At 39.7% G+C, this 25,905-nt stretch carries 18 protein-coding genes and 3 pseudogenes; 5 read left to right on the plus strand and 16 right to left on the minus strand.

Annotated features, from left to right (window positions below; all coding sequences use genetic code 11):
* Positions 1 to 181 precede the first annotated feature (181 nt).
* The 6 genes from ACSU6B_RS17845 to ACSU6B_RS17870 all read right to left on the minus strand — a co-directional run bounded on the left by ACSU6B_RS17845 (position 182) and on the right by ACSU6B_RS17870 (position 14,326).
* On the minus strand, positions 182 to 8,524 hold the full coding sequence (locus ACSU6B_RS17845; RefSeq protein ID WP_410887274.1) for a GH36-type glycosyl hydrolase domain-containing protein: 8,343 nt from the start codon (positions 8,522 to 8,524) through the stop codon (positions 182 to 184).
* Positions 8,525 to 8,751: 227 nt separating this feature from the next.
* Complete coding sequence (locus tag ACSU6B_RS17850; protein WP_410887276.1) at positions 8,752 to 8,841, minus strand: YjcZ family sporulation protein; 90 nt, start codon at positions 8,839 to 8,841, stop codon at positions 8,752 to 8,754.
* Between the two features lie 244 nt (positions 8,842 to 9,085).
* Entirely contained in the window at positions 9,086 to 10,084 is a 999-nt protein-coding gene (gene speB, locus ACSU6B_RS17855) for an agmatinase (RefSeq protein WP_410887278.1), read from the minus strand.
* Between the two features lie 109 nt (positions 10,085 to 10,193).
* Positions 10,194 to 11,378 (minus strand): iron-containing alcohol dehydrogenase, encoded by a 1,185-nt coding sequence (locus tag ACSU6B_RS17860; RefSeq protein ID WP_410887280.1) that lies wholly within the window; start codon positions 11,376 to 11,378, stop codon positions 10,194 to 10,196.
* A gap of 59 nt (positions 11,379 to 11,437) precedes the next feature.
* On the minus strand, positions 11,438 to 12,910 hold the full coding sequence (locus ACSU6B_RS17865) for an aldehyde dehydrogenase family protein (RefSeq protein WP_410887282.1): 1,473 nt from the start codon (positions 12,908 to 12,910) through the stop codon (positions 11,438 to 11,440).
* Positions 12,911 to 12,937: 27 nt separating this feature from the next.
* Entirely contained in the window at positions 12,938 to 14,326 is a 1,389-nt protein-coding gene (locus ACSU6B_RS17870) for an APC family permease (RefSeq protein ID WP_410887284.1), read from the minus strand.
* 119 nt (positions 14,327 to 14,445) lie between these two features.
* Here ACSU6B_RS17870 and ACSU6B_RS17875 point away from each other — a divergent pair, with 119 nt between their 5' ends.
* A complete protein-coding gene (locus ACSU6B_RS17875) occupies positions 14,446 to 15,288 on the plus strand; it encodes a MerR family transcriptional regulator (RefSeq protein WP_410887286.1) in 843 nt (280 codons plus the stop codon).
* A 554-nt stretch (positions 15,289 to 15,842) separates the two neighbouring features.
* On the plus strand, positions 15,843 to 16,082 hold the full coding sequence (locus ACSU6B_RS17880) for a hypothetical protein (RefSeq protein WP_410887288.1): 240 nt from the start codon (positions 15,843 to 15,845) through the stop codon (positions 16,080 to 16,082).
* A 272-nt stretch (positions 16,083 to 16,354) separates the two neighbouring features.
* Here the strand turns inward: ACSU6B_RS17880 and fabF are convergent, their stop codons facing one another.
* Positions 16,355 to 17,593 (minus strand): beta-ketoacyl-ACP synthase II, encoded by a 1,239-nt coding sequence (gene fabF, locus ACSU6B_RS17885; RefSeq protein ID WP_410887290.1) that lies wholly within the window; start codon positions 17,591 to 17,593, stop codon positions 16,355 to 16,357.
* A gap of 122 nt (positions 17,594 to 17,715) precedes the next feature.
* Between fabF and ACSU6B_RS17890 the strand changes: the two genes are divergently transcribed.
* Positions 17,716 to 18,564 (plus strand): helix-turn-helix transcriptional regulator, encoded by an 849-nt coding sequence (locus tag ACSU6B_RS17890; protein ID WP_410887292.1) that lies wholly within the window; start codon positions 17,716 to 17,718, stop codon positions 18,562 to 18,564.
* A 228-nt stretch (positions 18,565 to 18,792) separates the two neighbouring features.
* Here the strand turns inward: ACSU6B_RS17890 and ACSU6B_RS17895 are convergent.
* Both ACSU6B_RS17895 and ACSU6B_RS17900 read right to left on the minus strand, forming a co-directional pair.
* Positions 18,793 to 19,029 (minus strand): annotated as a pseudogene (locus tag ACSU6B_RS17895) (alcohol dehydrogenase); the annotation flags it as partial.
* Complete coding sequence (locus tag ACSU6B_RS17900; protein WP_410887294.1) at positions 19,004 to 19,105, minus strand: alcohol dehydrogenase catalytic domain-containing protein; 102 nt, start codon at positions 19,103 to 19,105, stop codon at positions 19,004 to 19,006. The pseudogene ACSU6B_RS17895 and the gene ACSU6B_RS17900, both read right to left, overlap by 26 nt.
* An 8-nt stretch (positions 19,106 to 19,113) precedes the next feature.
* On the opposite strand from ACSU6B_RS17900, the pseudogene ACSU6B_RS17905 reads away from it, so the two are divergent.
* A pseudogene (locus tag ACSU6B_RS17905) lies at positions 19,114 to 19,218 on the plus strand (MerR family transcriptional regulator); the annotation flags it as partial.
* A gap of 131 nt (positions 19,219 to 19,349) precedes the next feature.
* Here ACSU6B_RS17905 and ACSU6B_RS17910 read toward each other — a convergent pair.
* From ACSU6B_RS17910 to ACSU6B_RS17940, 7 genes and pseudogenes are all read right to left on the minus strand, one after another.
* On the minus strand, positions 19,350 to 19,685 hold the full coding sequence (locus tag ACSU6B_RS17910; RefSeq protein WP_410887296.1) for an IDEAL domain-containing protein: 336 nt from the start codon (positions 19,683 to 19,685) through the stop codon (positions 19,350 to 19,352).
* A gap of 111 nt (positions 19,686 to 19,796) precedes the next feature.
* The gene (locus ACSU6B_RS17915) at positions 19,797 to 20,210 is read right to left on the minus strand and encodes an RrF2 family transcriptional regulator (protein WP_410887298.1); all 414 of its coding nucleotides are present in this window, start codon (positions 20,208 to 20,210) and stop codon (positions 19,797 to 19,799) included.
* 147 nt (positions 20,211 to 20,357) lie between these two features.
* A complete protein-coding gene (locus ACSU6B_RS17920; protein ID WP_410887300.1) occupies positions 20,358 to 20,492 on the minus strand; it encodes a BA3454 family stress response protein in 135 nt (44 codons plus the stop codon).
* Between the two features lie 114 nt (positions 20,493 to 20,606).
* Positions 20,607 to 21,002 (minus strand): transcriptional regulator SpxA, encoded by a 396-nt coding sequence (gene spxA / locus ACSU6B_RS17925; RefSeq protein WP_410887302.1) that lies wholly within the window; start codon positions 21,000 to 21,002, stop codon positions 20,607 to 20,609.
* 330 nt (positions 21,003 to 21,332) lie between these two features.
* Positions 21,333 to 21,548, minus strand: a pseudogene (locus ACSU6B_RS17930) (ATP-binding protein); the annotation flags it as partial.
* 371 nt (positions 21,549 to 21,919) lie between these two features.
* Positions 21,920 to 22,894: an NAD(P)H-dependent flavin oxidoreductase gene (locus ACSU6B_RS17935; RefSeq protein WP_410887304.1), complete on the minus strand. Its 975-nt coding sequence runs from the start codon at positions 22,892 to 22,894 to the stop codon at positions 21,920 to 21,922.
* 164 nt (positions 22,895 to 23,058) lie between these two features.
* Entirely contained in the window at positions 23,059 to 23,964 is a 906-nt protein-coding gene (locus tag ACSU6B_RS17940; RefSeq protein ID WP_410887306.1) for a DMT family transporter, read from the minus strand.
* 160 nt (positions 23,965 to 24,124) lie between these two features.
* On the opposite strand from ACSU6B_RS17940, the gene ACSU6B_RS17945 reads away from it, so the two are divergent.
* Positions 24,125 to 25,501 carry a PLP-dependent aminotransferase family protein gene (locus tag ACSU6B_RS17945; protein ID WP_410887308.1) on the plus strand — a complete coding sequence of 459 codons (1,377 nt, stop codon included), beginning with the start codon at positions 24,125 to 24,127 and terminating at the stop codon, positions 25,499 to 25,501.
* The last annotated feature ends 404 nt before the right edge of the window (positions 25,502 to 25,905 follow it).

Below are 25,905 nucleotides of genomic sequence, written 5' to 3' on the forward strand. Positions count from 1 at the left end.
GGAAAATGCTTGGATAATGCCGTCATTGAATCCTCCACTCCACTATAAGATAGGAAGAATTCCACTCGAACAGGGAGCATAAATTGGTGCTTTTTCATTGTCTCACTTTAATAGGACTGTTCAATTAATCCAGGAGCTTTTTTTATTAAGTAAAGGGAGCTTAGCAATGTTTTTATTTTTCCTAAATTCTCAATTCCACATGATGGTCGAGTCCGTCATCTCGTAATTCCACAAATGGTCCAGCAGATTTTTCCTTTTTAGAAATCGGAATTTGCACACCATCAACTGTCAACTCACTTTCACTGTTACCAGAACCATTCTTAACGTTAATGTGGTAACGAGTTTTCCCAAATCGGTACGTAGCCGAGAATCCCGGCCACTCACTTGGAATACGAGGATCAAGATAAAGTCGAGTTTCTCGTCGCCGAATCCCTAATATCCATTCGATACCGGCCTGATAAAACCAACCTGACGCACCCGTATACCAAGTCCATCCTGAATGTCCCTGATTCGGTTCTGCCGTATACACATCAGCAGCAATTGCGTATGGTTCACCTGTATATCTTCTTACTTCTTGGTCGGTACGAGTATGCGTGATCGGATTAAGCATCGTAAACATCTCCATTGCTTTTTCACCGTTACCAAGCTGACACCAAGCGATGATGCCCCAAATAACTCCATGAGTATATTGGGCACCATTCTCCCTGATTCCTGGTGGATAACCTTGTATATATCCAGGGCTTGGTTCGGTCTGATCGAAAGCTGGAGTCAACAGCCGAACAACAGCAAGGTCCCGCTCGACGAGCTCCCGGTCGAACGAGTTCATTGCCTGAACAGCACGATCCATTGGTGCTGCACCTGAGATTACGGACCATGATTGAGCTATGGCGTCGATCCGACACTCCTCATTTTGAATGGAACCGAGCCATTGTCCTGCATCGGTAAAAGCCCGTCGGTACCACTGACCATCCCAGCCCTGCTCGTTGAGAGAGTTTGTTAACTGTTTGCGCATTTTCTGGAATGATTCCACCCGTTCAGAATCCCCACGCAATCCGCAAAGTTCGGCAAATCGATTCAGCACGTCACAAATAAACCAGCCGAGCCACACGCTTTCGCCTCGTCCCTTCACACCAACCTGATTCATGCCATCATTCCAATCTCCCACTCCGATTAATGGCAAACCATGCTCACCAATCCGGCCCAATGCCCGATCGATCGCTCGCAGGCAATGGTCGTATACCGTGCCCGTTTCAGAAGATCGTACGGTCGGTTCATAGCGTTCGTGTTCACCCTCAGCAAGCTTTTCACTCATTAGAAACGGTGCGACTTCGTCCAAAACCGTTCGATCACCAGTATGCTCGATGTAACGTGAAACCACATACGGCATCCATAATAAATCATCAGAAAACGTCGTTCGGATACCACGTTCAGTTTCTTCATGCCACCAGTGCTGCACATCCCCCTCAATATATTGGTGGGAAGCGTGGAGCACAATTTGTGCTCTTGTTTTTTCTGGCATCGTATGCAGGAGTGCTAGTGAATCCTGCAATTGATCGCGAAAGCCAAATGCTCCTCCAGCTTGATAAAATGCAGTTCTTGCCCATATTCGACAGGCAAGTGACTGATATAATAACCACCCGTTCAACAAAAAATCTGTTTCCTTTGACGGGGTTGACACTTGAATTTGGCCTAAATGATGATCCCAAAAAGCAGTAAGCTCCTCCATCGCTTGATCACAAGCGGAAGGTTGGCTGTATTTCTTAACTAACTGTAAGACGCTCTTTTTAGAGTCGTCGCAGCCTAACAGAATATAGACAATCTGTTCTTCATCTGGCTTTATCGTGAGCTTAGTCTGAATCGCACCACAAGATTCGTAATGCGTGCCTGTCCGACATGACAAACCAACACGACCCATTCCCGCTGGATGTTCCATGCTTCTATTTCGTCCAATAAATTCGTTGCGGTCCGCCGTCCACGTAAGATCGTTTGAATAGTCAGGGCCCGTATCAGCACCTTGCTGCGGATATATCCCCAAAAATGCGGTTGCATCACGGAAGGTTTCTTGATATGTGTTTTTGGCGATCATGACCCGCTCAGACTCAACCCATTCGGTCACAATAAATGGTGCATTCGCTTGTCGTTGAACCCCTAAAACCCATTCGGCATAATAGGTAAAAGAAATTTGCCTTTGCTCCGCAGTCTTGTTTTGCAGCTTCACCCTGATGATTTTCACAGGATCCTCTAATGGTACGTATACCAGCATTTCGTGTTTAATGCCGTTTCTTTCGTGATCAAACTTTGTAAATCCTTTGCCATGCGTTATTTTATATGGCTCGTTTGAATGGACTGAGGATGGTGCACCTGACCACACCTGGCCACTTTCTTCATCTCTTAAATAGGCTGTTTCCGTGGGTGGATCAAGGACGGGATCATTGGACCATGGCGTAAGCTTGCATTCACGGCTGTTCCCCCACCACGTATAACCCGATCCCATCTCGGAAATGAGACAGCCAAAACGAGGATTGGCCAGGACATTAATCCACGGCGCCGGCAAGTGATTTCCATTTTTGATCATGATCCGGTACTCTTTTCCATCGGGGGAAAACCCGCCCCAACCGTTAAAAAATAACCAATCCTTCGTTTCCTCTTGGATTGTTTGCCCAGAAAAAACGTACTTATTTTTAGCAGAAGGCACCGGCTTAAGTTGTTCCGGCAACCTATTCTCCGTTTCAGCCTTAGGCAGTCCATTTTCTGATTCAACCTTAGGCAAGCGCATTTGCGTTTCTAAACTAGCTCCACCTGCGCGGAACTCAACACGAGCTACTGCCATTAACAATGCTTTGTCCTCCGCAGCCAATTGATTAGAAGCGATGACATATACACCAGATAAACCTGCACCAAAACGGTCCACTCCATGTTCTGCCGACTGCTGAAGTGCTTCTTGCAAGAATTGTTGATAGCCTTCCTCCGATTCGTTAAGGAGAACAAGGTCGAATAAAAGACCTAGTCGCCTGATGTATTCATGACCTGTTAATATTTTAACCACGAACGGCATTTGGCTGCGGTCTTCAATTCGGACGAGGACGATCGGTCGATCCCCAGATACCCCAAAACTCCAAAGTCCAGACTGACCTTTAGTATTGATTGAAATACTTTTCCCTCGGCCCTTCTTGAGCGGGGGAGTATATAAAATATGACCTGCCAGCCTTTGGAAATTAGTTGCCTCTTTATTCGTTAAATGCAGATTACGAATTTCAATCTGTCCTCGGTTCCATGATAATTGAAACGCCCGTTCCACTGCTTGATTAGGAGCAAACTTACGCACAATTTCGATCGCATCTTCCTTTGTCTCACTAACCGAAGTAACGGCAACTAATCGAATTTGCTTACCGGGTTCAATGCAGATCCGCCGTCTCATCACAAAGGCTGGATCGGCCACCGAACCAACCTTACCACGAAGGCGAGTCCGAATTCCTTGGGGATTGGAGAGCCGATAGCCCCGGCCAATAAAGCTAGCGCGGTCTGTTTCAAATTCAACCGATCCAAGCGTATCACCGTCCACCATGAGTGAATGTGCTGACCAAAGTGTCTGGTCATTCGCTTCACGAGGTCTTCGGCCAGCGATAAGGCAGCCTGATTCCGCATGGAAAGCAGTCCGAATAAACAGCTTGCTAAAGGCAGTATGGGCAATATCTGCGATGGGATTGGACAAAGCTAGCTCAACAAAAGTAGTAACCTCCAAAACTTTTGCTTCTACACCGCTATTTGTCAATGTTATTCTACGCAGCTCCGCATTCCATTCTGATGAAACGCAAATCTCCATACTTGTCTTAACCTCTCCATCCTCCCGCATATATGTTGCACGATCTAATCCAAATTGTACGCGTTGTTCCGAAGAATTTACTCGGCATGGTTGGTACGACGCTGACCATAGTTTATCTTGGGAGATATCCCTAATATAAACATAGCTCCCCCATGGATCCATTACCGGGTCTTCGCGCCATCTAGAGACTAATAAACCTTTGTACTGGCTAAAACCACTGCCGGTATTCGTTACCACTGTTGTGAACGAACCATTTGAAAGAACGCTGACCTCGGGAACCCTTGTGTCAGGTGAAATATATTCTCTTATGGTTTCAACATCCTGAGCGCTTTTTGAATAAGGCTTGTGCACACGTCCCAAAGCTGGATGCTTAATATACTTAGGCGTTTTAGGAATCCGTTCTTGTAAGAGCAATTCTGCTGAACGTATTTGTTTGTTCCGATGGAATCTCTCTACCATTGTTTTTGGCAGTAATAGGTTCGCCAAAGTTAGGAAGCTCATCCCTTGATGATGGGCCATAAAACTTTGAATCACCTTATGTTGCTTGCCATTAGGCAGCCGTTCTTGCGTAAAATCCATTGCTTCATAAAAGCCATATTTTCCTCGACCATTTAACTGTTCTATTTTTTTCAAAGAATCCAAAGCTTGATCCTTTGCAAATGGCAGAGCCATAATCGTGGCGTAAGGTGCAATCACCAAATCTTGTTCAAGTCCCCGTTTAAATCCGAGACCCGGAACACCGAAGGCCCTATACTGGTAATTCATTTGATAATCAAACGCATAATAGCCTGACTCGGAGATCCCGAATGGCACTCCTCGCTGGTGTGCGTATTGAATTTGGCGATCAACAACCGCAGCATACGTCTTTTCCCACAATGTACTTCGATAGGTCCTCATTAACAGCCATGGCATTAAAAATTCAAACATGGTTCCAGACCAGGACAAGAGGACGGGCTGTTTCCCAACTTTTGTCATCGTTCTTCCAAGTACATGCCAGTGGGACACAGACACTTGACCAAGCGCAATCGCGACAAAGCTAGCAATTCTTGCCTCAGACGCCATTAAATCATATAGGACCTCATCCTGTATATTTCGATCAGCATGGTATCCTAAGGAAAATAGCTTAGCTCTATGATCAAATAGTGGCCGGAAATTGGTTTCTTCAATCAATTTTTCGATACGTTTAAGCAACATTTGACCCCTATCGCGCCAAATAATACTTGCCTTCTTACCATTTCGTTGTCTCGAGACATCTGGTGCGATTTCTTCGGAAAAAGCTGTCTGCAGCTTATCATTGTTATGAAAGTGGTAAATCGGAGTTTCCTTTTTATCATAGGATTCCAGCCACTCGGCTAAGCCTTCTTTTACCGTAATAAGACAGCCGACTAAATTTCCTGAATCAACGGTTGATATATACCTTGGCGATAACGGGTTCAGTGTCTCTGTATCATACCAATTGTATAAATGCCCTTCCCACTTTTCCATCCGCTCAAGTGTCTCCAATGTACGCTCCAACCGCAAAATTAATCCAGGGGTATCAATAAACGAAAAATCCCTTGCCGCTAAAGCACAGGTAAGATACATCCCGATATTGGTAGGAGAGGTTCGATGCGCCACCCCGTTCGGCGGGTCCATTTGCACATTGTCAGGTGGCAGCCAGTTTTCTTTTTCGGTAACATAATCTTCATAAAAAGACCATATTTGCTGAGCCAGGTTCGTCAATTCTTCGAGCTCATCTTCCGAAAAAGCCATATGTTCCTGTGGAGACGGCTGATCGAGCCACCTTATTACTAATGGAGCACATACCCACATCACACTTAAGGTAAGCCCAATGATTTGCACCACTTTATTTTCGTTAAATAATGTTGCCGCCAAAAACAAAATACAAAGAACATACCCTCCCCACATGCCTTGGAGTAAAGGAGTCCCCTTCCGTTCGCTATTGCGATTCACTTCATCTGATGAAACCCATTCGAGCAATCGTTTTTTTGAAAACATTAAACGGTACAACGTTCTAGCAATGGCATCGAGCAAAAGGACCATTTGAAACGGCAGGGTAACAATCCCTAACAAGACTTGAGCCCCCGTGTTTAAAACACTACGCAGATTCATGAAACCGATTTGAGCGGTGACAAGCTGGCGAAGAACCGGCAAAAACCAAGTTGCAGCCACCAAAGCTAACCAGCGTAAAGGTGAACCCGGAAGGATCGTGACTGCTAAAAAAAGGATGACAAATAATGACGTAGACAATAGACTCCGCCGCATATTATCAATGATCTGCCACCGAGTCAGCACAGACAAATCGACTGGCAGCAGTTCACCTCTTCGGTTATACATTCTTGGCAGCAACCATAGTAATAGCTGCCAATCTCCTCTTACCCAGCGATGCAGCCGCTTTTGAAAGACGATAAACTTTGTTGGATAATGATCAATTAATTCAATATCGGAAAGTAGGCCAGCCCGCAGGAAACTGCCTTCAAGTAAATCATGACTCAACACCCGGTTATCCGGAATCCGTTCACATAGCACTTGATAAAACGTATCAACATCAAATATTCCTTTTCCGGTGAAAATCCCCTGACCTAGCGCATCTTGATATGGATCAGAAACTGCAAACGCATATGGATCAAACCCTGGATCTGTTGACCAAAGACTGGCAAAGCGCGATTTCATTGAGGCCTCATGACTCATACTGAGTCTTGGTTGAAGCACCCCGTAGCCCTCTATCACTCTTGTCTTTGTATCATTTAGGACCGGCTGATTATAGGGTAGATGCAGCGTCCCAATCATTCGCTGTGCGCTTTCAAGTGGAAGCTGCGTATCTGAATCGAGAGTAATGATATAACGCACATCCTGAAGTATAGTCAAATCGGCTTTTATTAAAGCAAAGCTGGTATCCTTTCTCCCTTTTAGCAGCTCTACAAGTTCTACTAACTTTCCTCGCTTTCTCTCCCATCCCATCCATACACCCTCAGACGGGTTCCATTGCCGCTTTCGCTGAAAGAGATGAAAGTTTGTGTTGGAATAGGTATTTCGTAATCGTTCAATTTCTCGTTTGGCGGCTGTTAAAATGATTTCATCCTGTTCGAGAGACTCTGTCTCCGCATCCTTGAAGTCGCCCAATAACCCGAAGTGAAGATTGGAATCCCGATTCGCCAAATAATGCAGTTCAAGCCGGTCCGCCAACTCCTTTACTTCTGTTATCGATGTCCAGATGACAGGAATCACAACCATCGTTTTCGCATCATCGGAAATTCCTTTTGAAAAATCAAATCTCAATAATGGGACTGGACCTTTGACTCGTTCAATGAACCAATGAGCTGAAGTAACTGCCCATTCTGTCGCTGGGAACAAGAGAATTCCTAGAATAGCAAGCCATTGAAGCGGTGAAAAAAATTCATCCCAACCTATCCAAATCGAAAAGCCAATCAAGAAAACAATGAAGTATACTGCTAACATATTAAAATACGTCCCCGTGGCTCGGCGCATTAACCCTGTTTCTGGGAGAGCTCGTGGTTTACCACACATTTTTAATGCTTGTCTCAATAGCATATTGCCCTTGGGATCTAATAAGTAATAGGCAACAAATAATTGCCGATTTTTCTCCTTACTATTTCTCTCGCTAAGTTCCTTTCCATTTTTATCGGCTAGTACCTCGCTATTTGCCGGTTCTCGCGGTGCCTCAGCTGATCGTTCCTCTCCATATTTATCCGCAAGTTCCACTGCCTGTGATGCCACAAGGTTTTCCGGCAGATTTAAACGTCTCGCTAGCTGCTCGACCCTCTTTCGGAGAGTTTCACGACTGGAGAAGTCCAATTGCGCATAAAAGCCGGTCTTCTCTTTCCTTAGTGATTGTTCAACTATGCTAATTTGCTCAAAGGTTTCCTTCCAGTCCCAGCGAGAAAGCTTACGCAAGCTTGTGATCAGGTTACCTGTCGTCACTTGCAATGCTGCTTGGAGCTGAAATTCATATGACAATATGTGATCCAGGCTCTCTGGTCCATTCTCCAATTTGCAAATAAGCCATTCACCGACTGTTGCTGTATAATCAGCTCGTTCGCGCAGATGTTTTACCAAATGGACAATCATCGGTCCAGAAAGAGGCATTTCATGTCCAGCTTCCTCTATTACTTGCTTCAGTTTTTCTGGTGTGATCTCCGATGTCTTGATACCAGAAAGTAACTTCTCAACCAACACACAAACATCGCGTCTTTCCTTGACTGTATCCATGATTTCGGCCAGCCGACGAATCAAAGCCACCCTCATAATAAGCGGTACAGCCCAAACTTCACCCAATGTCAATACGGAAACTTCCTGATATGACTGGAGATAGGAAATATATGAATCCATATCCAAATGCCCGTCGTTAAATTGAAGATAGTCTGTACAAATAGAAAAAACTCTGGAATCCCCCGTTTTTTTAAGGTGGGGTAAAGAGTTAACAAACTTCTTTGTTAAATTTTGGTTTACTTCAAGTACCTGTTCTTCCAAAAATTCCGCGTTATCTAGTAACCACTCTTCAGCTGGCTGTGAACAGGATGAACGATTATCTCTTAAGTCGTTAACAAAGATGCGCAATTTCTCAAAGTCCGACTCATTTGACCGTAAAAAGCGAGCTGATGTCTTTCGGCTTATGAAAGGATCGTGGGTTAATGCAGTTTTATGCGCTTCTTCTCTTAGCTGCTCTTTATTAAAAATCATTATTTTCCTCCCCAAAAAGCATTTTTTACCAAGGTCTTATACTGATAAAAATTGCCCATTTTGGCTGGAAAATATGCAAAATGGTTCCAAGGAGAATGTCAAGAGCTGGAATTTAAAAAGTGCAATATGAAGGTTTTGTGAACAGGACGGAATGGTTTCTGATTGAAAGTTTATTGGGGGTAGCTCGAACAATTATAAAAGTTCGGCTTAATTTGTTTTATTGATAACTAGTATTTAACGAAAGAGATAGCGACAATAATTAAAAGGATGAAAAGCACCACGATTAAAGCAAAATTAACGCCATAACCATCTGACATAATGTATCACCACTTTAATTAATAGTTAGATAGAACATCGTATGTCAGATCATTAAATATCGAATTGGACAAGAACAAAAATTTACATATACTTAACATAAAAAAAGCTATTTGCTTGCTGCACAGTTCGAGGATATTTTGCTTATTCATAGTTAGGACAGGGTCTATAGAAATAAGGAGAGGAACGCTTTGCGTTCCTCTCTTTTTATTAACATCCATTCGTCCCAGTAGGAAGCAATCCCAGTTAAAAAAGCATTTCTTCTTTTTCTTTTCCGTCTTTTTTATTCACTTTTTTCTCTTTTTCTTTTAATACATAGCTGAGTAAGTCTAGTACAATACGGGCTGCTACTTGTCCGGTCATGCCCGTTGGATCATATGGAGGGGCAACTTCTACTAAATCAAACCCGATTACTTCTCCTCTTTTGGAAATCCCTTCAAGCAATTCATTAACCTCATCGTAGAGGAGGCCGCCTGGAGAAGGTGTACCTGTTCCAGGCGCAATTGACGGATCGATTCCGTCAATATCAATCGTTACATAATATTTTTCGCCGGCAGGAATTAGCTCCAGCACTTCCTTAAGTCCTATCTTTCTCATCTGACGCGGAGATAGTATCACGCTGCCATATGTTCTTGCTGCTTCGACGTCTTCTTTTTTGCTGCTGCTGATCCCGCGTATGCCAAACTGAAATATTTTCTGAACATGATCCAGCTCAGATAAGCGGCGAATGCAATTTCCGTGAGCATACCGCATTCCTGAGCGATGATCCGCCCAGTCTAAATGGGCATCAATTTGAATCACATGAAACGGACCTATGTCTTTAAGTCCTTTTCCAACTGCTGCTGTGATGGAATGATCGCCGCCTAATACAACCGGCATAGCACCTTTGGAAATAATTTTTCGGATTGCTTCTTCTGTATTCTCATGGCACTGCATAATATCCCCGTGTACCATGTCTACATCACCGCAGTCAACTACTTTCCATTCAGGCCCTAGATACATAATATCGTTTTCAATATCATAAGCACCATCCAGACCGAAACTATATAATGTAGAACCTTCGCGGATTCCTCTAGGGCCCATTCTTGCTCCTGATTTCCATTGTGTACCCATGTCATTTGGCACCCCGATGACCGCCACATCTGCGTCAAGCTGGTTCAGGTTCGCACACATTGGGTATTTTCCAAAAGTACAAATGCCTGTAAAAGGTAAATTTAGAAACTGTTTTTCATCACGATTAGACATTCATGCTGCCTCCTTCTAGATATTCATTCTCGCTTTTTCCTAAGGCAAGTTATCTGCCGGTGGGCCAGTTCTTAACCAAGGATTTTAAATTTTGCTTCTATATACACAATTAATTTTCAATTAAAGTTGTGGTTTTCACCTCATAGGTCTTTTGAAATAAGTTCAGATAGTCTTCTTTTGTCAAATCTCTTGAATTCGCCTGTGTACACAAATGTTTAAAGGCTCCTTCGGCTAGGAAAGGGAAGTCTTTTGGATTTACATTGCCTAAATCTCGGAAGATAGGAATGCCGATTTTATTTGCCAGCTCTTTTAACAACACAACACCCTCGTTCGCCGTTTCTTCAACTGTTTTTCCTTCAGGATTTGCCCCAAGCTTGATTGCTACCATGGCGTGCTTTTCTGGATTTGAAGGAATATTAAATTCAAATACATGTGGAAGAAAAATAGAATTCGCCACTCCATGTGGAGTATCATAGAGTCCTCCAAGTGGTTCGGCCATCGCATGTACAGCCCCAAGATCAGTGTTATCAAAGGCGATACCTGCAACTAAACTGCCCAAAAGCATATTTTTCCTAGCCTCTAAATCATGCCCATTTTCAACTGCTAATGGAAGGTTTTTAGCTATTAATTCAATGGCATATAGTCCCAAAGTATCTGAAAGTGGTTGAGCAACTTTGCAGGTATAAGCTTCAATTGCATGTGTAAGTGCATCCATTCCTGTAGCAGCTGTAATCGATTTAGGCAATGTTAAAGTCAATTCAGGATCGACAAGTGCCAGTTTAGGAGCGATTTTCAAATCTAGTATCGCCTCCTTCTGTTTCGTCACGGTATCGGTAATGACAGAACCTCTTGTAACTTCACTACCGGTACCTGAAGTTGTCGGAATACAAATTAGTGGAGGGATTTCTCGTTCTAGTAAATTTACGCCGTAACGTTCTCTTAGCTCTCCTCCATGTGTAAAAAGTGTCCCAATTGCTTTGGCAGTATCCATTGAACTTCCACCGCCGAGACCAATTAAAAGATCGATGTTCTCGTTTTTAAACTGTTGATAAGCACTCTCACAATCTACATCTTTTGGATTAGGTGATATTTCATCATAAACAATATAATTGACACCTTCCTGATCTAATGACCGTGTGATTTTTTCCAAAATTCCTGTTTGTGCAAGTCCTTTATCGGTAATAATTAGGGCTTTATTTCCACCTAATTCCTTAGCCCTTTTCCCAATATTCTTTACTTTTCCATTCCCAAACTCTATAGATGTAGGCAGATTAAAATGAAAGTCCCATAACATAATGAATTCCTCCTATTTTTTTAAATATTTTGAATTTAATGTTGATATTCTATTTTTAATTAATTGCTAAACCAATCAGTTGGCTTAACATCTAAATTAATATTGATTTGTTTTACCTCAGTAAACGTATCCAAACCAAAGGTTCCTAACCCGCGGCCAATTCCGCTCTGCTTGTAACCTCCCCACGGTGCTTCATTATAGGCAAGGCCATAAGCATTAACATAGGTAATTCCGGCTCTTACTTTTTTAATAACCCTCAAAGCTTTGGCGCCATCTTGTGAAAAAACACCTGCTGCAAGTCCGTATGAAGTATCATTTGCCAGCTGGATTGCTTCCGCCTCATCTTTAAACTTTTGAACGACAAGAACTGGTCCAAAAATCTCTTCCTGAACAATTCTCATGTCAGGATTGGTGTCAACAAATATTGTTGGCTCAAAGAAATAACCATTTTCAAGCCCGTTGCTTGTGATACGGTTGCCACCGCAAGCTAATATAGCTCCTTCGTCTAAGCCAATTTGAATATATTCAAGGATATTCTTCATATGGTCTTCACTTACAAGCGGACCCATCTCGGTAGACGAATCATCCCCAGGGCCAACCTGAATCTTTTTCGCTCTTTCTACCAATCTAGCAATGAACTTATCATGAATGCTCTCTTCTAATAGTAAACGGGATCCCGAATTACATACTTGACCGGCATTGGTAAAAATCCCATTCAAAGCATAATCGATGGCTGTCTCAAAATCTGCGTCAGCGAAAACAATATTTGGCGACTTGCCGCCTAGTTCGAGTGAAATGTTTTTAATATTTCCTGTTGCTGAATTCATGATGCTTCTACCCGTTGCTGTACTACCTGTAAAAGAAATCAGATCCACCTTTTGGCTTTCCGCTAATTCATTTCCTACTGTTGAACCACCTCCCAAAACTAGGTTTGCAACACCAGCTGGTACCCCCACTTCTTCCATGATCTCAAATAATTTGTAAGTGGTAACTGGAGTGATTTCAGCTGGTTTAAATACAATCGTATTTCCCGCAGCAAGCGCAGGGGCTATTTTCCAAGCTCCCGTCAACAATGGAAAATTCCATGGAGCGATAAGTCCGCATACTCCGACAGGTTCCCGAATAACCATGGCTTGCACAGGATCGGCAACAGAATACGTTTGACCATTTGGCTTTGTCACTAACCCAGCATAGTATCGAAAGCAATTCACAGTATCAGCAATATCAAACTCTGATTCTTTAAGGGGTTTTCCCGTATTCTTTGTTTCAAGTTTGCTAAGCTCGTCTGACTTTTCTTCAATCTTATCCGCTATTTTAAATAAGTAGGATGCACGTTCAGATGCCGGTAAGTCTGACCAAATTCCGGAGTCAAAAACTGTTCGTGCAGTATTAATCGCCATTTGGGCTTCTTCTCTACTTCCATGCGGAGCCTCAGCCATAATTTTACCGTTTGCAGGATTCACAACATGACTCTTTTCTCCGCTTAATGAATCCATCCATTCACCATTAATAAACATTTTCAACTTCAGCATTTTTACAAACCTCCAATATATTATTTTTTACCTTACCTGTTGAGGGATAACCTCTCGATCAATGTCTTGGACATCTTGTGGAATTATTTCTTTATCAAAATGAAACTCAGGAAGTGGTTTGCGGAACCATTTCGTCATATAGACAAGATAAATCAAGCCGCATGCCATCCAGATGCCCCCTAGAATCAACGCATCCATTTCTAAATGCGACCATAACCATATCGTAAACGCTGCACCAATGAGTGGTAATAATAGGTACCGAATGCAATCCATAAAAGAACGCTTATGATTTCTGATAAAATAATGGGCGATTACAGACAGATTTACAGATGTAAAGGCAATTAACGCTCCAAAATTGATAAACTTAATAACTTGTTCTAGGGTTAATAGAATTGCGAGTAAAGAAACTACGCCAATCACAATGATGCCATGTGACGGTGTTTTAAATTTAGGATGAATGTATCCAAATATATTTTTGGGTAATACGGAATCTCGTCCCATCGCATATAACACTCGCGATGCGCTTGTAATTGCAGCGATTCCTGAAGAGAAATTACCAATAATCACTGCTGTAATAAAAATGGACTTAAATAAATTTCCTCCGACAAGTACTGCAATTTCAAGGGCTGCAGAATCAGTATGTTTGAATGAAATACCCGGACTCACCAATTGTGCTAGGTAAGAAGAGCCAATATACAAAACTCCGATAAAAAATAGCATGATAATAATGGCTCTTGGAATCGTTTTTTCGGGATTGATTGTTTCCTCTGATAAAGTGGTGAGTGAATCAAAACCAAGAAAACTAAAACAAAGAATGGTAGCACCTGCCAAGATAACGGACAAGGAAACATCTGCATCAAACAAGGGCTTAATTGAGAAAAGACTACCCGTCCCTACTCCTTCTGATAAACTTTTGAAGGTTAATATCCAGAAAAGGCAAACAAAAATGACTTGAGCAATAACAAAAATTTTACTAGTTATTGCTGATATCTCCACACCTAGTATGCTCGGAGACACTATGCTTGCAGTCAACACAATTACCAACACATAATGCGGGATTCCAGGAAATACAGCGCTTAAAAAGACAGTGGACATCAAGCAGGTAACCATAGGCGTTAACAAATAATCCAGCATAATCGTCCAACCGATAATGAACCCAACCTCAGAATTAATAGATTTTTGCGTAAAGGAATAGGCTGAACCTGAGATCGGGTAGGCTTTCGCCATCTTGCCATAGCTGAGAGCTGTAAAAAGTATTGCTAGAAAAGCAATAAGGTATGCTGTCGTAATAACACCTCTTGAGGTAACGGCAGCAATTCCATAGGTATTAAAAAACACCATGGGGTTATTCCATGCAATCCCTAAAAAAACAACCTGTGACAAAGTAAGTGTTCTTGCAAGCGCTTTCTGTTTCATAACTCAACTCCCTCCGTGTTAATAAATTTAATTCTTAGATGATTTAAAAGATTTCGTATTTTTATTATAAACATTGTTGTTACACAAAGGTCAATAGGTGTATTATATTTTATAGGGGGGTGATTTCACTGAAAATAAAGGAAAAATTAACCATTGGCGAAATGGCGAAATTACGAGGGGTAACGACGGAGACCTTACGCCACTATGATAGGATTGACCTATTCAAACCGCAATATGTCGATCCTGATTCGGGGTATCGCTACTATTCTATTTTTCAATATGAAGTTTTAGGGACCATTAAAGAGTTGCGGCAACTTGGGATGAGTACGGACGAAATAAAGGATTATTTTAATGAACGTAATTTTAATAAGTCCTTGGATATTCTGAAAACTAAGCATACGGAACTTGTGTCAAAACTGGACGAGTTACATGACTTGGAGGAAAATATTCGGGGGAAAATTGGATACTTGGAGCATGTAGCGAAAGAAAGGGAACTTCAATCGGTGTTTTTCCGCGAAATAGGAAGAAGGAAGTTAATTACCTTAAATGAAAAAATAAATAATAATTTGGAACTCAGTTATGCTGTTATAAGGTTAGAGAATATGCTCACCGAGAAGACACCAATTTTGGCTAGTAATAGACTAGGCATTATCATCCAGGAAGCGGATCTTAGAGCGAAACGATTTGAAGAACCATCCATTATTTTTGTAGTGGCAAAAAATAAAGAAAAAATACCTAAACAGTGTCAAATGACGGTTCCTGCTGGGTTATTTGCGTGTATTCGTTATAACGGGGAATTATTATGGAATCGAAGCGAAAGTTTGAGTAAGATATTGGAATATCTTGATGAAACCGGATATCACATAACCGGCGATGCGCTGCAAATTATGCACGTCGATATTACAATCACAGATAAACCAAATGAGATTACATTCGAAATTCAAGTTCCAGTTCAAATATAGGGTCGGGGGGACAGGAACCTCGTCCCGCTAGCTTAAATCTGGAAAGAATACTCTGTTAAACTGCTTCTTTAGTCGAAAAAAGAAAAGCCGCCAGGAATGGTAGCTTACTTCTTTAAATATTGCACTCATGAATTTAATTTATTCAAATTAACTCGTCTTGTCATTTTTTTTAGCCTTTAATCGTTTTAATTTTCTTTTATGGGTTCTTATTGCGGTTTCCTTATCTTTTAAACTGGTAGTAACTACTCCATTGCTTTCTACTACCACCAAATTATTAATTCCGCTTTGATAGTTTCTATAGGAAATATACATAAATATCATCCTTCCTTTACGAATAATATCATTTGCCTTTCCTTAATTTTTTGCGGGAATTCATCCGGTTACTTAAGATAATTCTAGTCTTTATTTTTTTAGTTTATATTAAAAAGCAGTAAAGTTTCCTTTAATTATTTCTTACAAATTGACCATTTTAAAAGGTAAACAATATACGTCAACTGCTTATTTAAATTCATAAAGTCTACTTAAAATCTATTTAGCTTCTAATTGGAGTGATTATGATATATAGTTTCTTTGAAAAAACAATGGCTGAAAGATGGCTAGGGATTGGAATCGGATTTTTGATTGTAGTGGTTGCATGCTTAATTAAGCAAAAACATATGTTAACTATTACAGGAATTGCTGTCCTGGTGGGAGGATTCTCCTTTGAGGAACTATGGTTAATTCTGCTAGGGATCTACATTGTAATTGCGTCCATTATTTCTCATCGCAGCGTCATACGATTGGCTGTATCTTAGTCCTTTGTAAAGTGCTCTAACATGTTCGCTCCTTTCGTTCCGTCCTTCTCAACCGTAAGGTTGATACTATTACTGCGGACTTGCACCGCCTAGTTAATGAACATGCCTAGCACACAGAAAAAGGCGACCTTCATGTTGAAGAATCGCCCTTATAACCGTCCTTTAACCACAGGTTTCATTTGTCTTCATAACTAAAGAATCTAAAATCCGCATAATGCTATTTTTCTTTTAAAGACTATTGTTGATTTTCTAACCAATTTTTAAAATTATTTTTACATTTCATATTTTTTCAAAGCAATGACTGCATTATGCCCGCCGAACCCAAATGAATTGGAGAGACCTATTTTGAGATTTGTTTGTCGGGCTACGTTCGGTACAAAATCTAAATCACATAAAGGATCGGGTTTTTCTAAGTTGATAGTGGGAGGAATAATACCCTCCTGCAGGCTTTTTGCTAATGCAATTGCTTCAACTCCACCAGCTGCTCCTAATAAATGACCTGTCATCGACTTATTTGCAGTAACAGGTATTCTGTATGCCTGTTCGCCAAACAATTTTTTTATAGCTATTGTTTCAGATATGTCACCTATCTTTGTACTTGTTGCATGAGCACTAATCATATCAACATCATCAATAGAAATGGACGCATCCTTTAAAGCCATTTTCATTGCAAGATAAGCTCCCCTACCTTCTGGATGAGTGGAAACCATGTGATATGCATCAGAACTAGCACCGTATCCAATTACTTCAGCATAAATTCGTGCATTTCTTCGTAAAGCATGTGTTAATGATTCAAGTATTAAGATTCCTGCACCTTCAGACATTACAAATCCATTTCTATTCGAATCAAAAGGACGACTAGCAGCACTTGGGTCATCATTCCTTGAAGATAAAGCAGTTGCATTTTCAAAACTGGCTAATGACAATTCTGTTACGGCTGCTTCAGCCCCTCCAGCAAATGCTATATCAGTGATACCATACCGAATAATTCTGAACGCCTCACCGATAGATGTATTTCCAATTGCACAAGCGGAAACAGGTGCCATGGAAGGTCCCAATGCACCATATTTAATACTTATTTGTGCCGAAGCCGCATTTGCAATCATCGATGGAACCAACGTGGGGCTTACCCTTTGCGGTCCTCTTTCTCGAAGAATATCAATATTTTTAGTCAAAGTCTCAATTCCACCTATTCCTGAACCAACATATACACTAAGACGCTCTAAATCGATTTCCGTAATGTTCAGTTTGGAATCGTTCCATGCTTGTTCAGCTGCAACTAGAGAGAATTGACAAAATCTGTCCATACGCCTAGCTTCCTTCTGACCAAGTATATCTTCAGCTCTAAAATCCCTAACTAGTCCAGCAATTTTGGTTTTATGTTTACTAACATCAAATGTATTAATGTAAGAAATTCCAGATCTGCCTTCGGTTAAATTCCTCCAAAATTTTTCAACATTGTTTCCCAAGGGTGACACGACACCCATTCCTGTAATCACAACTCGTTCCATATCTATTCCCCCTCGTAAAGATTATCTATATTTTCACACTGTATTTATCCTATTACAAGTTGTTGTTTATCATAGTATAATTAGTAATATGATAATCGTTTTAAGATAGGAGTAATGTGAACATGAATAGCAAAACTAGATTAGAAGCCCTATCCGAATTTTTAAAGTCAAAACGTGCAAATATACAACCTCATACAGTAGGAATACCAACGGGAACTAGGCGGAGAACCCCAGGTCTAAGGAGGGAGGAAGTCGCCCAATTAGCAGGAGTTAGCACTACCTGGTACACATGGCTTGAACAAGGGCGAGATATTAAGGTCTCGTCTTCTGTACTAGATTCTATAGCATCTGCTCTACATTTAAATAACGATGAACGAAAGTATCTATACGATTTAGCTTTAGAAGTAAACACAAATGTGTATAAAAAAGAAGTTTTACAAACAAAAATTTCCCCTTCTTTAGAAAAAATTTTAACAGAATTAAAATATTGCCCTACTCTGATCACAGACCGACATTTCCAAATCGTTGGTTGGAATCCTGCTGCAGCCTATGTTTTTTTGGATTTTGAACAAATTCCCATTGAACAGAGAAACTTAATTCGCTTAGTGTTTACTAGGAAAGAATTGAGGTCTTTAGCTGTCAATTGGGAGCATTTTGTGAAAGGCTTTCTTTCCATCTTTCGGGTTTATTATGGACAACATATGGGGGATGAATGGTACACTCAATTTCTCGAAGAAATGACTAATCTTAATCCAGAGTTTCAGTCCTTATGGCAAGAAAATCAGGTAAATATGGCTCCCGAAGTATTAATTGAATTTAGACATTCCAAGGCAGGTAAAATGATTTTTAATTTAACTTCTTTACAAGTTCATGGTAATACTGATTTTTGGTGTAGCATTTATACTCCTGTCGAGGGTTCCTCTACTGAAGAAAAATTAAAGAAGATGATGAAAAAAGGTGAAAAAAGTTAAGTTTAGAGCTGAAAGTAGTCCTAATTAGGGGGACTAAAACCTCCCCCTTTTTTTGTGCCATTTGGCATCAGGTTTTTTCCGCTGCCGCTGATCTGTTTTTAAAAGAAATTCAGGCGAAATTTTCAAAAGTAAAGGAAAATATTTAAGAAAAGCAAATAAAAAGGATGTCCCAAAAGCTGGATTTCGGGACATCCTTGATCATATCTTCATATTTATCGCTTACACAACTTACATTGTGCTGATATCAATCACAAATCGATACTTCACATCTGAAGCTAATACGCGTTCGTAGGCTTAGTCAATTTGGTCAGCCGAGATTACTTCAATTTTAGGAACAATATTATGTTCTGCACAGAAATTTAACATTTCCTGAGTCTCACGGATGCCTCCAATCATTGAACCTGCAAATGAACGACGATGACCGATCAATGAGAATACGTTAACTGACAACGGCACCCCATTTGCCGTGAGCAGTATGGATGTCAGAATGACATACGCCTGCATATTTAATTTCAATTAGAACATCCAGAATACAACACAAACCATAAAATGGAACTCATAAATCATAAATGCTACTATTATATGACTGCATTGGATGCAGGAACGGAAGATATTCATAAAAAAGATAAAATAGGGAGTCCTATAATAAATTAAAAAGTGCATTAAACCGTTTCCGGAATAATGCACCTATTCGTTCTACTATTTGGACTAACCTTTACCATTAAACATTTGATATTCCTAGCATCTTTAACTTGTCACGAGCATCGGAATTCCATCTGTAAGTTTTAATGTACTCCATTAACAAGCTGCTTCATCACGTTTAACTCCGAAGAAAGCGCCAAAAACCATTCCTTATCCCCTGTTGATAAGGCCAGGTCTAGGAGAAATTCAATTTGTGCCTTGTTGGTTACATTAGAAACAGGCATCTTTTTAACCTGTTTACTTAAAATAGGTATGGTTTTACCAATCGTTTGATTATTGTCACTTGTAACAACGGTTACCTTTACTACTCCTTCTATACTAGACAGTGATTCAATATAACCAATGATTAATTCGCCATCTGGTGATTCTGCCTTAATCCAATCACCTGTTTTTAAAATGGTATTATTATTGGAGAACATACTTTTTTCACCTTCTTAATTTTTTTGTTTCATCTTAGAATATGCCAGTTATAATTAATCTGTAATTTTTTTATTACATTTTAGCTTAAGAAGTATACGGCCACATACCTGTCACTGACGCTTATTAACAAGATCAACAACCTCTTTGATTGTATAATCCTTTAAATATTCTCCCAGATGTTCTTCCGCACCGAAGAAAATGCTACAGAGTACTCTTTGCATATTCGCCCCTACAATACACTTTTCATTTGATTCAGGACACTTCGGCTGCAGAGCACCTTCTGAGGTTATCTTATATATATCCCAAAGATTTACTTCACTAAGATCTAGCTCAAAAATAAATCCGCCGCCAGTTCCCTCTTTTGATTTAATAAATCCATGTTTTTTTAACAAACTTAGCACTTTTCGAATGCGTACCGGATGGACGCCAGCACTTTCTGAAATGGCATCGCTAGTTGACATGCGGTCCGGCTGAAGCGCAAGAAAAGATAAACTATGAATGGCAAGGGTATAATCACTATTCATGAGCTTGCCTCCTAAGGACAATAACTTCTTTCTACTATTACATGTATTGTCTGCATCTTTTTTTAAAATTAACAACTGTAATACTAAACATTACAGATTAGCTAGTCAACCATTTAGCTTTCAATGTCCGTGGTAGGCTGGTTTTATTTAAATATCCCACTGCTTTTTGACTTGTTCTTCTGCTATCCGTTTAATTTTTTTCCATGCCATATCTTTTTTCACTATCACATTGGTATGGTAATTTCGATCTTTATAATTTACTGTCACGAATACTTCAATCATCCGTTTTACCTCCTTTAAAAACATATTTACACATTAAAGATGATCGTCCTTCTTTTCAGTTCCAGGGTTAGTTTAAACTGTTAAGACTTAGAATTTTTTCCTTATTGTTTCATATTAATTAGCCGCCTTTTGCAATTCGTTGTACAAATATGAGCGAATTCTACGGGGCAGAAAACTACGAATTTCATCCTCGTTATATCCCACTTGTAATCTTTTTTCGTCCAGGATAATTGGCCGACGCACCATTGTGGGATGCTCGATTATTAATTTGTACAATTCATTAAGCGGAAGAGATTCAATGTTTACGTTTAATTCTTTGAACACCTTTGAATTCGTTGAAATAATTTCGCTAGTCCCCTCTTCTGTCAAGCGAAGAATCGATTTAATCTCATCGACAGTAAGGGGATTAGATATTATGTTTCTTTCCATAAAATCAATTTGATGTTCCTCAAGCCAAGCTTTTGCTTTTCGGCAAGAAGCACAGCTGGGTGTTGTAAAAAGAGTCACCATACTTTTACACACTCCTTACGTATATTTGGCAAACATATTTAAATGTAATAAAAAATTTTACAGTTACTATACTGTAAGTTTAATCATTACAGTTCATTTTGTCAATTGTAAAGTTTTGGATTAAATATAATATCTATATAAGAGACATTTATTTTTTCATAAGAGGTTGTATCGCCCTTAAGTAAATGCCTATGTAAAAAATGTGGAGAATAAATTTAATAACCGTGATATGAAGTGGCTTAGGCATTCTATCTTTTAGCGAAATAAATTCAACAAAAATAAGCGTTAATCCTTCTTGGATCAACGCCCCCCGTTCCTTTCACTACAATCTTACTTACTTTGGTGATATCCACTTTTCAAAGGAAAACAAATGGTAAATGTGGTTCCTTGGTTCAGGATACTTGCCGCCTCAATGGTTCCACCGTGATCCTGAATAATTTTCTGACAGATGGATAGCCCTAGCCCGGTTCCATCGGATTTCGTTGTATAGAATGGACTAAAGATTTTTTTCAGATCTGCCTCTTCTATACCTACACCCATATCACTAACCTCAACAACCTTTCAATAATCGATATATAAGTTTGAAATGGTTTTTTCGTACATTAAAAAGACCACCTGATCGGCGGTATTTATCTTCAATTTGGTATTATTGGTAAATCACCATATATTTTTTCTATCTTCATAAAAATCCCATCCGTCATTTATTTCTTGATAAACACTACTTATTTAAAGGTATCTATTCCTTCTTTTTGTTGAACTAACCCGCGCTTTGTTAGTAAGAAAACGTTCCTTCCTATTTGCAGAAACGCCCCCTATAGTTTATGTACACTACTTCACAATCTTTGCTTTCATAATAAAAATGGTTACCGAAGCAACCATCAGGATTCAGATAAAACGTCAATAAATATAGTAATAAATTATCTATGGGTTCGCTCTCCCATAATATTACCTATACGGCTCAATCCTTTTTCTGCTGATAGAATCATCTCATCAAATAACTCCTGTACTGTAGGAATATTGTTGATAAGTCCGATTACTTGTCCAACCCATCCGAAACCTGCTTCATTTCCATCATAGATATAGCTGCAATTAGCTTTTCCGCTGATTATATCTTTCAGGTCTTCATAGGTTGCTCCTTCCTTTTCACGTTCAATAATATCGAGAGTAACTTCGCTTTTCAGGACTCGTCCTGGTGAACCCAATGTTTTCTTTATAATCACTGTATCCGTTTCGTTTGCATTAACGATTGCCTGTTTATATTTCTTGTTTGCATGTACGCACTCTTGAGTGGCGATAAAGCGAGTCCCCATTTCAATTCCTTCTGCCCCAAGTGCAAAAGATGCCAATAAACCTCGTCCATCGCCAATTCCACCACTTGCTAATACTGGTATAGATACAGCATCTGTGACACGAGGAATAAGTACCATTGTACCAATTTCGTCACGTCCTAAATGTCCTCCGCCTTCTTGTCCAACCGCCATTAAAGCGTCAGCTCCTAGTTCTTCGGCTTTTTGTGCTTGTCTAACCCCGGATACAAGTACCAGTGTTCGAATGTTTTCTCCTTTAATTCGTTCAAAAACAGGTTGCGGGTTAGCTCCAGTTATTGAAATTGCTGGTACCTTTTCCTCAATGGCAACTTCCAGCAAGTCCTGATATTTACCGTCGTGTCTTGCAATAGCAAAATTTACACCAAAGGGCTTGTTGGTAAGTGTACGCACTTTACGGATTTCCTCCCGAAGTCTTTCAGGTGTACCTAGCGTTGCCGCAGTAATTTGTCCAAGTCCTCCTGCATTCGAGACTGCAGCTGCCAGTTCAGCATAAGCAAGGTAAGCAAGTCCTCCCTGTACAATTGGATATTTAATTCCAAAAATTTCTGTTACTCGTGTTTTCATAAATACTCCCACTCCTTTTCGGTGTTCCATGTTATGAGATTAGAAATTCGACACAAATGATAATTAATCCTGTTAAGCTCCTAAAAAAGGGAAGCTCTTGTTGGGGTATTCTGCCCGTTGAGCCGTGCAAATTTATGGCCCTTAGCTATCCCAATGCTGAACATTTAGTTAGTTTTTCTTTGATAGTGATCTTTTTTTGAAACGGTAGCATTTTTGCCTAATATAACAGAAAAGACAACAATCACTGCTATTACAAGAGTAAAATATGTAATGGATTCATGGAGGAATACTGTTGCAAATAGGATCATCAAAACTGGTTGTAAGTATTGAATCTGACTAACTCTTGCTATTCCGCCCATAGCCATTCCGCTATACCAAGCAACATATGCTAGAAATTGACTAACAACTGCAAGATAAATAAAACTGACCCAAGCTTGTAAAGGAGCATGAAGCATTTCAGTTGTAAGGCTTAGCCAAACTGGAATAATGAAAAATGGAGCACCGATCATAATCGCCCAAGCAATCACTTGCCAGCTACCTAATTCTTTCGATAATCTCCCACCTTCTGCATAACTAAGTCCAAGTATAATCACGGCTGCTAGTAAAGCTAAATCGGCAAATTGTAATTGACCAAACCCTAGATGAAGGGCATACACAATAACAGCTACAGAGCCGATTATACTTGAAATCCAGAATTTGAGAGAAGGGACTTCACCAGCTCTAAACATTGCAAATCCGGCTGTGGCTAATGGTAACAGTGCTAATTCCACAGCTCCATGAGAAACAGGCAAGGATTCCATTGCCCAAGAAGTGAGGAGCGGAAATCCTAAAACTGCACCAACAGCAACAAAAAGCAGACTTTTAAATTGGCGAGGAGAAGGGAGTTTTTCTTTTCGAACAATTAATACAACAGCAACTAAAATAGCGGCAACAACTGTTCTTCCTAACCCGACAACCGTGGTCCCAAAATACTCTACTGCAATTCTAGTAGATGGGAGCGTTAAGCTAAAAAAAATAACACCTACTAATCCCAACAATAATCCAAATTTCTCTCTGGTTTCTCTCTGCATCTTATCCTACCTACCTTTTAACTTCGTATTATATCTGTACCATTTTCTGCTTTTCTTAAAAAACAGTTCTGATATAATTAAAATATTAATAGGTACACACAATAAAAATAAACCATTTTTTTACCCATCTGTACCGGTACAGTTGAAGGAGGATAAATGTATGAGCACAAAATATATCGAGATAATGGAAGAAATTAAGCTTCGGCTAGCAGATGGGTCGCTTATTGCAGGGAGTAAACTCCCTTCTGTTCGTCAGCTATCTGAGCATTTTTCATGTAGCAAAAATACGGTCATTAAAGCATACGAAGAACTAGAAAAAGAGCATTTAATTTATTCTGTTCCTAAAAGTGGCTACTTTGTTGTGAATGAATTTCAAAATACGACGAATGAAAATGACGTGATTGATTTCTTGTCTGCTGGTCCAGATAAAAACGTTATGCCTTATATTGAATTTCAACATTGTATGAATCAAGCAATTGAACAATATAAAGAAGAGCTTTTTACATACTCTGATCAACAAGGGCTTTACTCATTACGCGTACAGTTAGTGAAATATTTGCAGAATCTACAGGTGTTCACTCAACCTGAAAGAGTAGTCGTTGTTTCTGGCTCACAGCAAGCCCTTAATTTATTAGTTTCAATGCCGTTTCCAAATGGAAAAAACAATATTCTAATTGAGCAGCCTACATATTTCGGATTCATTGAGTCCATCAATCTGCAACAAGCTAATACTTTTGGAATTGAGTTATCGATGGAAGGCATTGATCTTGATCGTTTGGAATACATTTTTCGAAATAATGATATAAAATTTTTCTATATTATCCCGAGATTTCACAATCCACTTGGACATTGTTACTCGAATGGCGAAAAGAAAAAAATCGTTGAGTTAGCAAAAAAATACGATATATATATAGTGGAAGATGATTTTTTAGGGGACCTTGACCCAAATGCAAAATCAGATCCTTTATTTTCTTTTGATCCTTCCGGGAGAGTGATTTATATTAAAAGCTTTTCGAAAATTTTCCTCCCAGGGCTAAGGATTGCTACAGTCGTTCTTCCTACATTAATGATTAACAATTTTTTACGATATAAATTTAGTTCGGATTTTAATAGTTCAGCACTTTCTCAAGGTGCACTAGAAATCTATTTAAAAAGTGGTATGTTTAATAACCATCTCAAAAAAATAAAAGAGGTATACCATTCTAAAATGCAAATCCTTCAAGAAGCCTGTGAATTATTGCTACCGGCTAATACTCATTTTTCAAAACCGACTTCAGGATTCTATCTATCCATCAGTTTGCCAGAGAATGTGACAGCAAAACAGGTAGTTCATATGCTAAACGAGCAGCATATATTTGTTGATGATGCCGCTAGAATGTTTTTGCCAGAATATAAAAAGGAAAATCTCCTTCGATTAAGTATCTCTCAAGTGAACGAGAGTCAAATTAAACTAGGGGTAGAGCGATTGGCTCATTGTATTGCTTTAATTAACAATAGAAAAAATCATATTACTCCAAATAACTTTTTACTCTTTTAGTTGTAGCCTTGAAAAATTAACTTTATAAACCTTGATAATAGAGCAAATAATTTTCAAAAGGATATTTTTAAGCTTTTTCGAGTAAAGGATGTTTTTGTTAACTAAAGGACTGCCTCCGGAATCCCGTTATTCAACAAAAGCACCCTTTACTTTAAGAACACTATTTCACAATCTACTCACCGTATAGTAATTTATTAAAAGCTTGATAGCCACAGGCTTAGTATTCTTTGCTATAATAAAACACAGATAATTGTGGTAGGATTGAGGTGAAATCAAAATGTTTTGGACTCCATTATTTGAAAACGATGTACCAGTAGCTCTCTTCTGCTCTTAATGGAGTGAAGGTGACTACATCTCTCCGTTAGGGGCATTCACGACCTAAACAAAATACGGAGGGTACAAAA

Origin of the sequence: Neobacillus sp. C211, from assembly GCF_051842875.1 — a bacterium.
Lineage (GTDB): Bacteria > Bacillota > Bacilli > Bacillales > Cytobacillaceae > Neobacillus.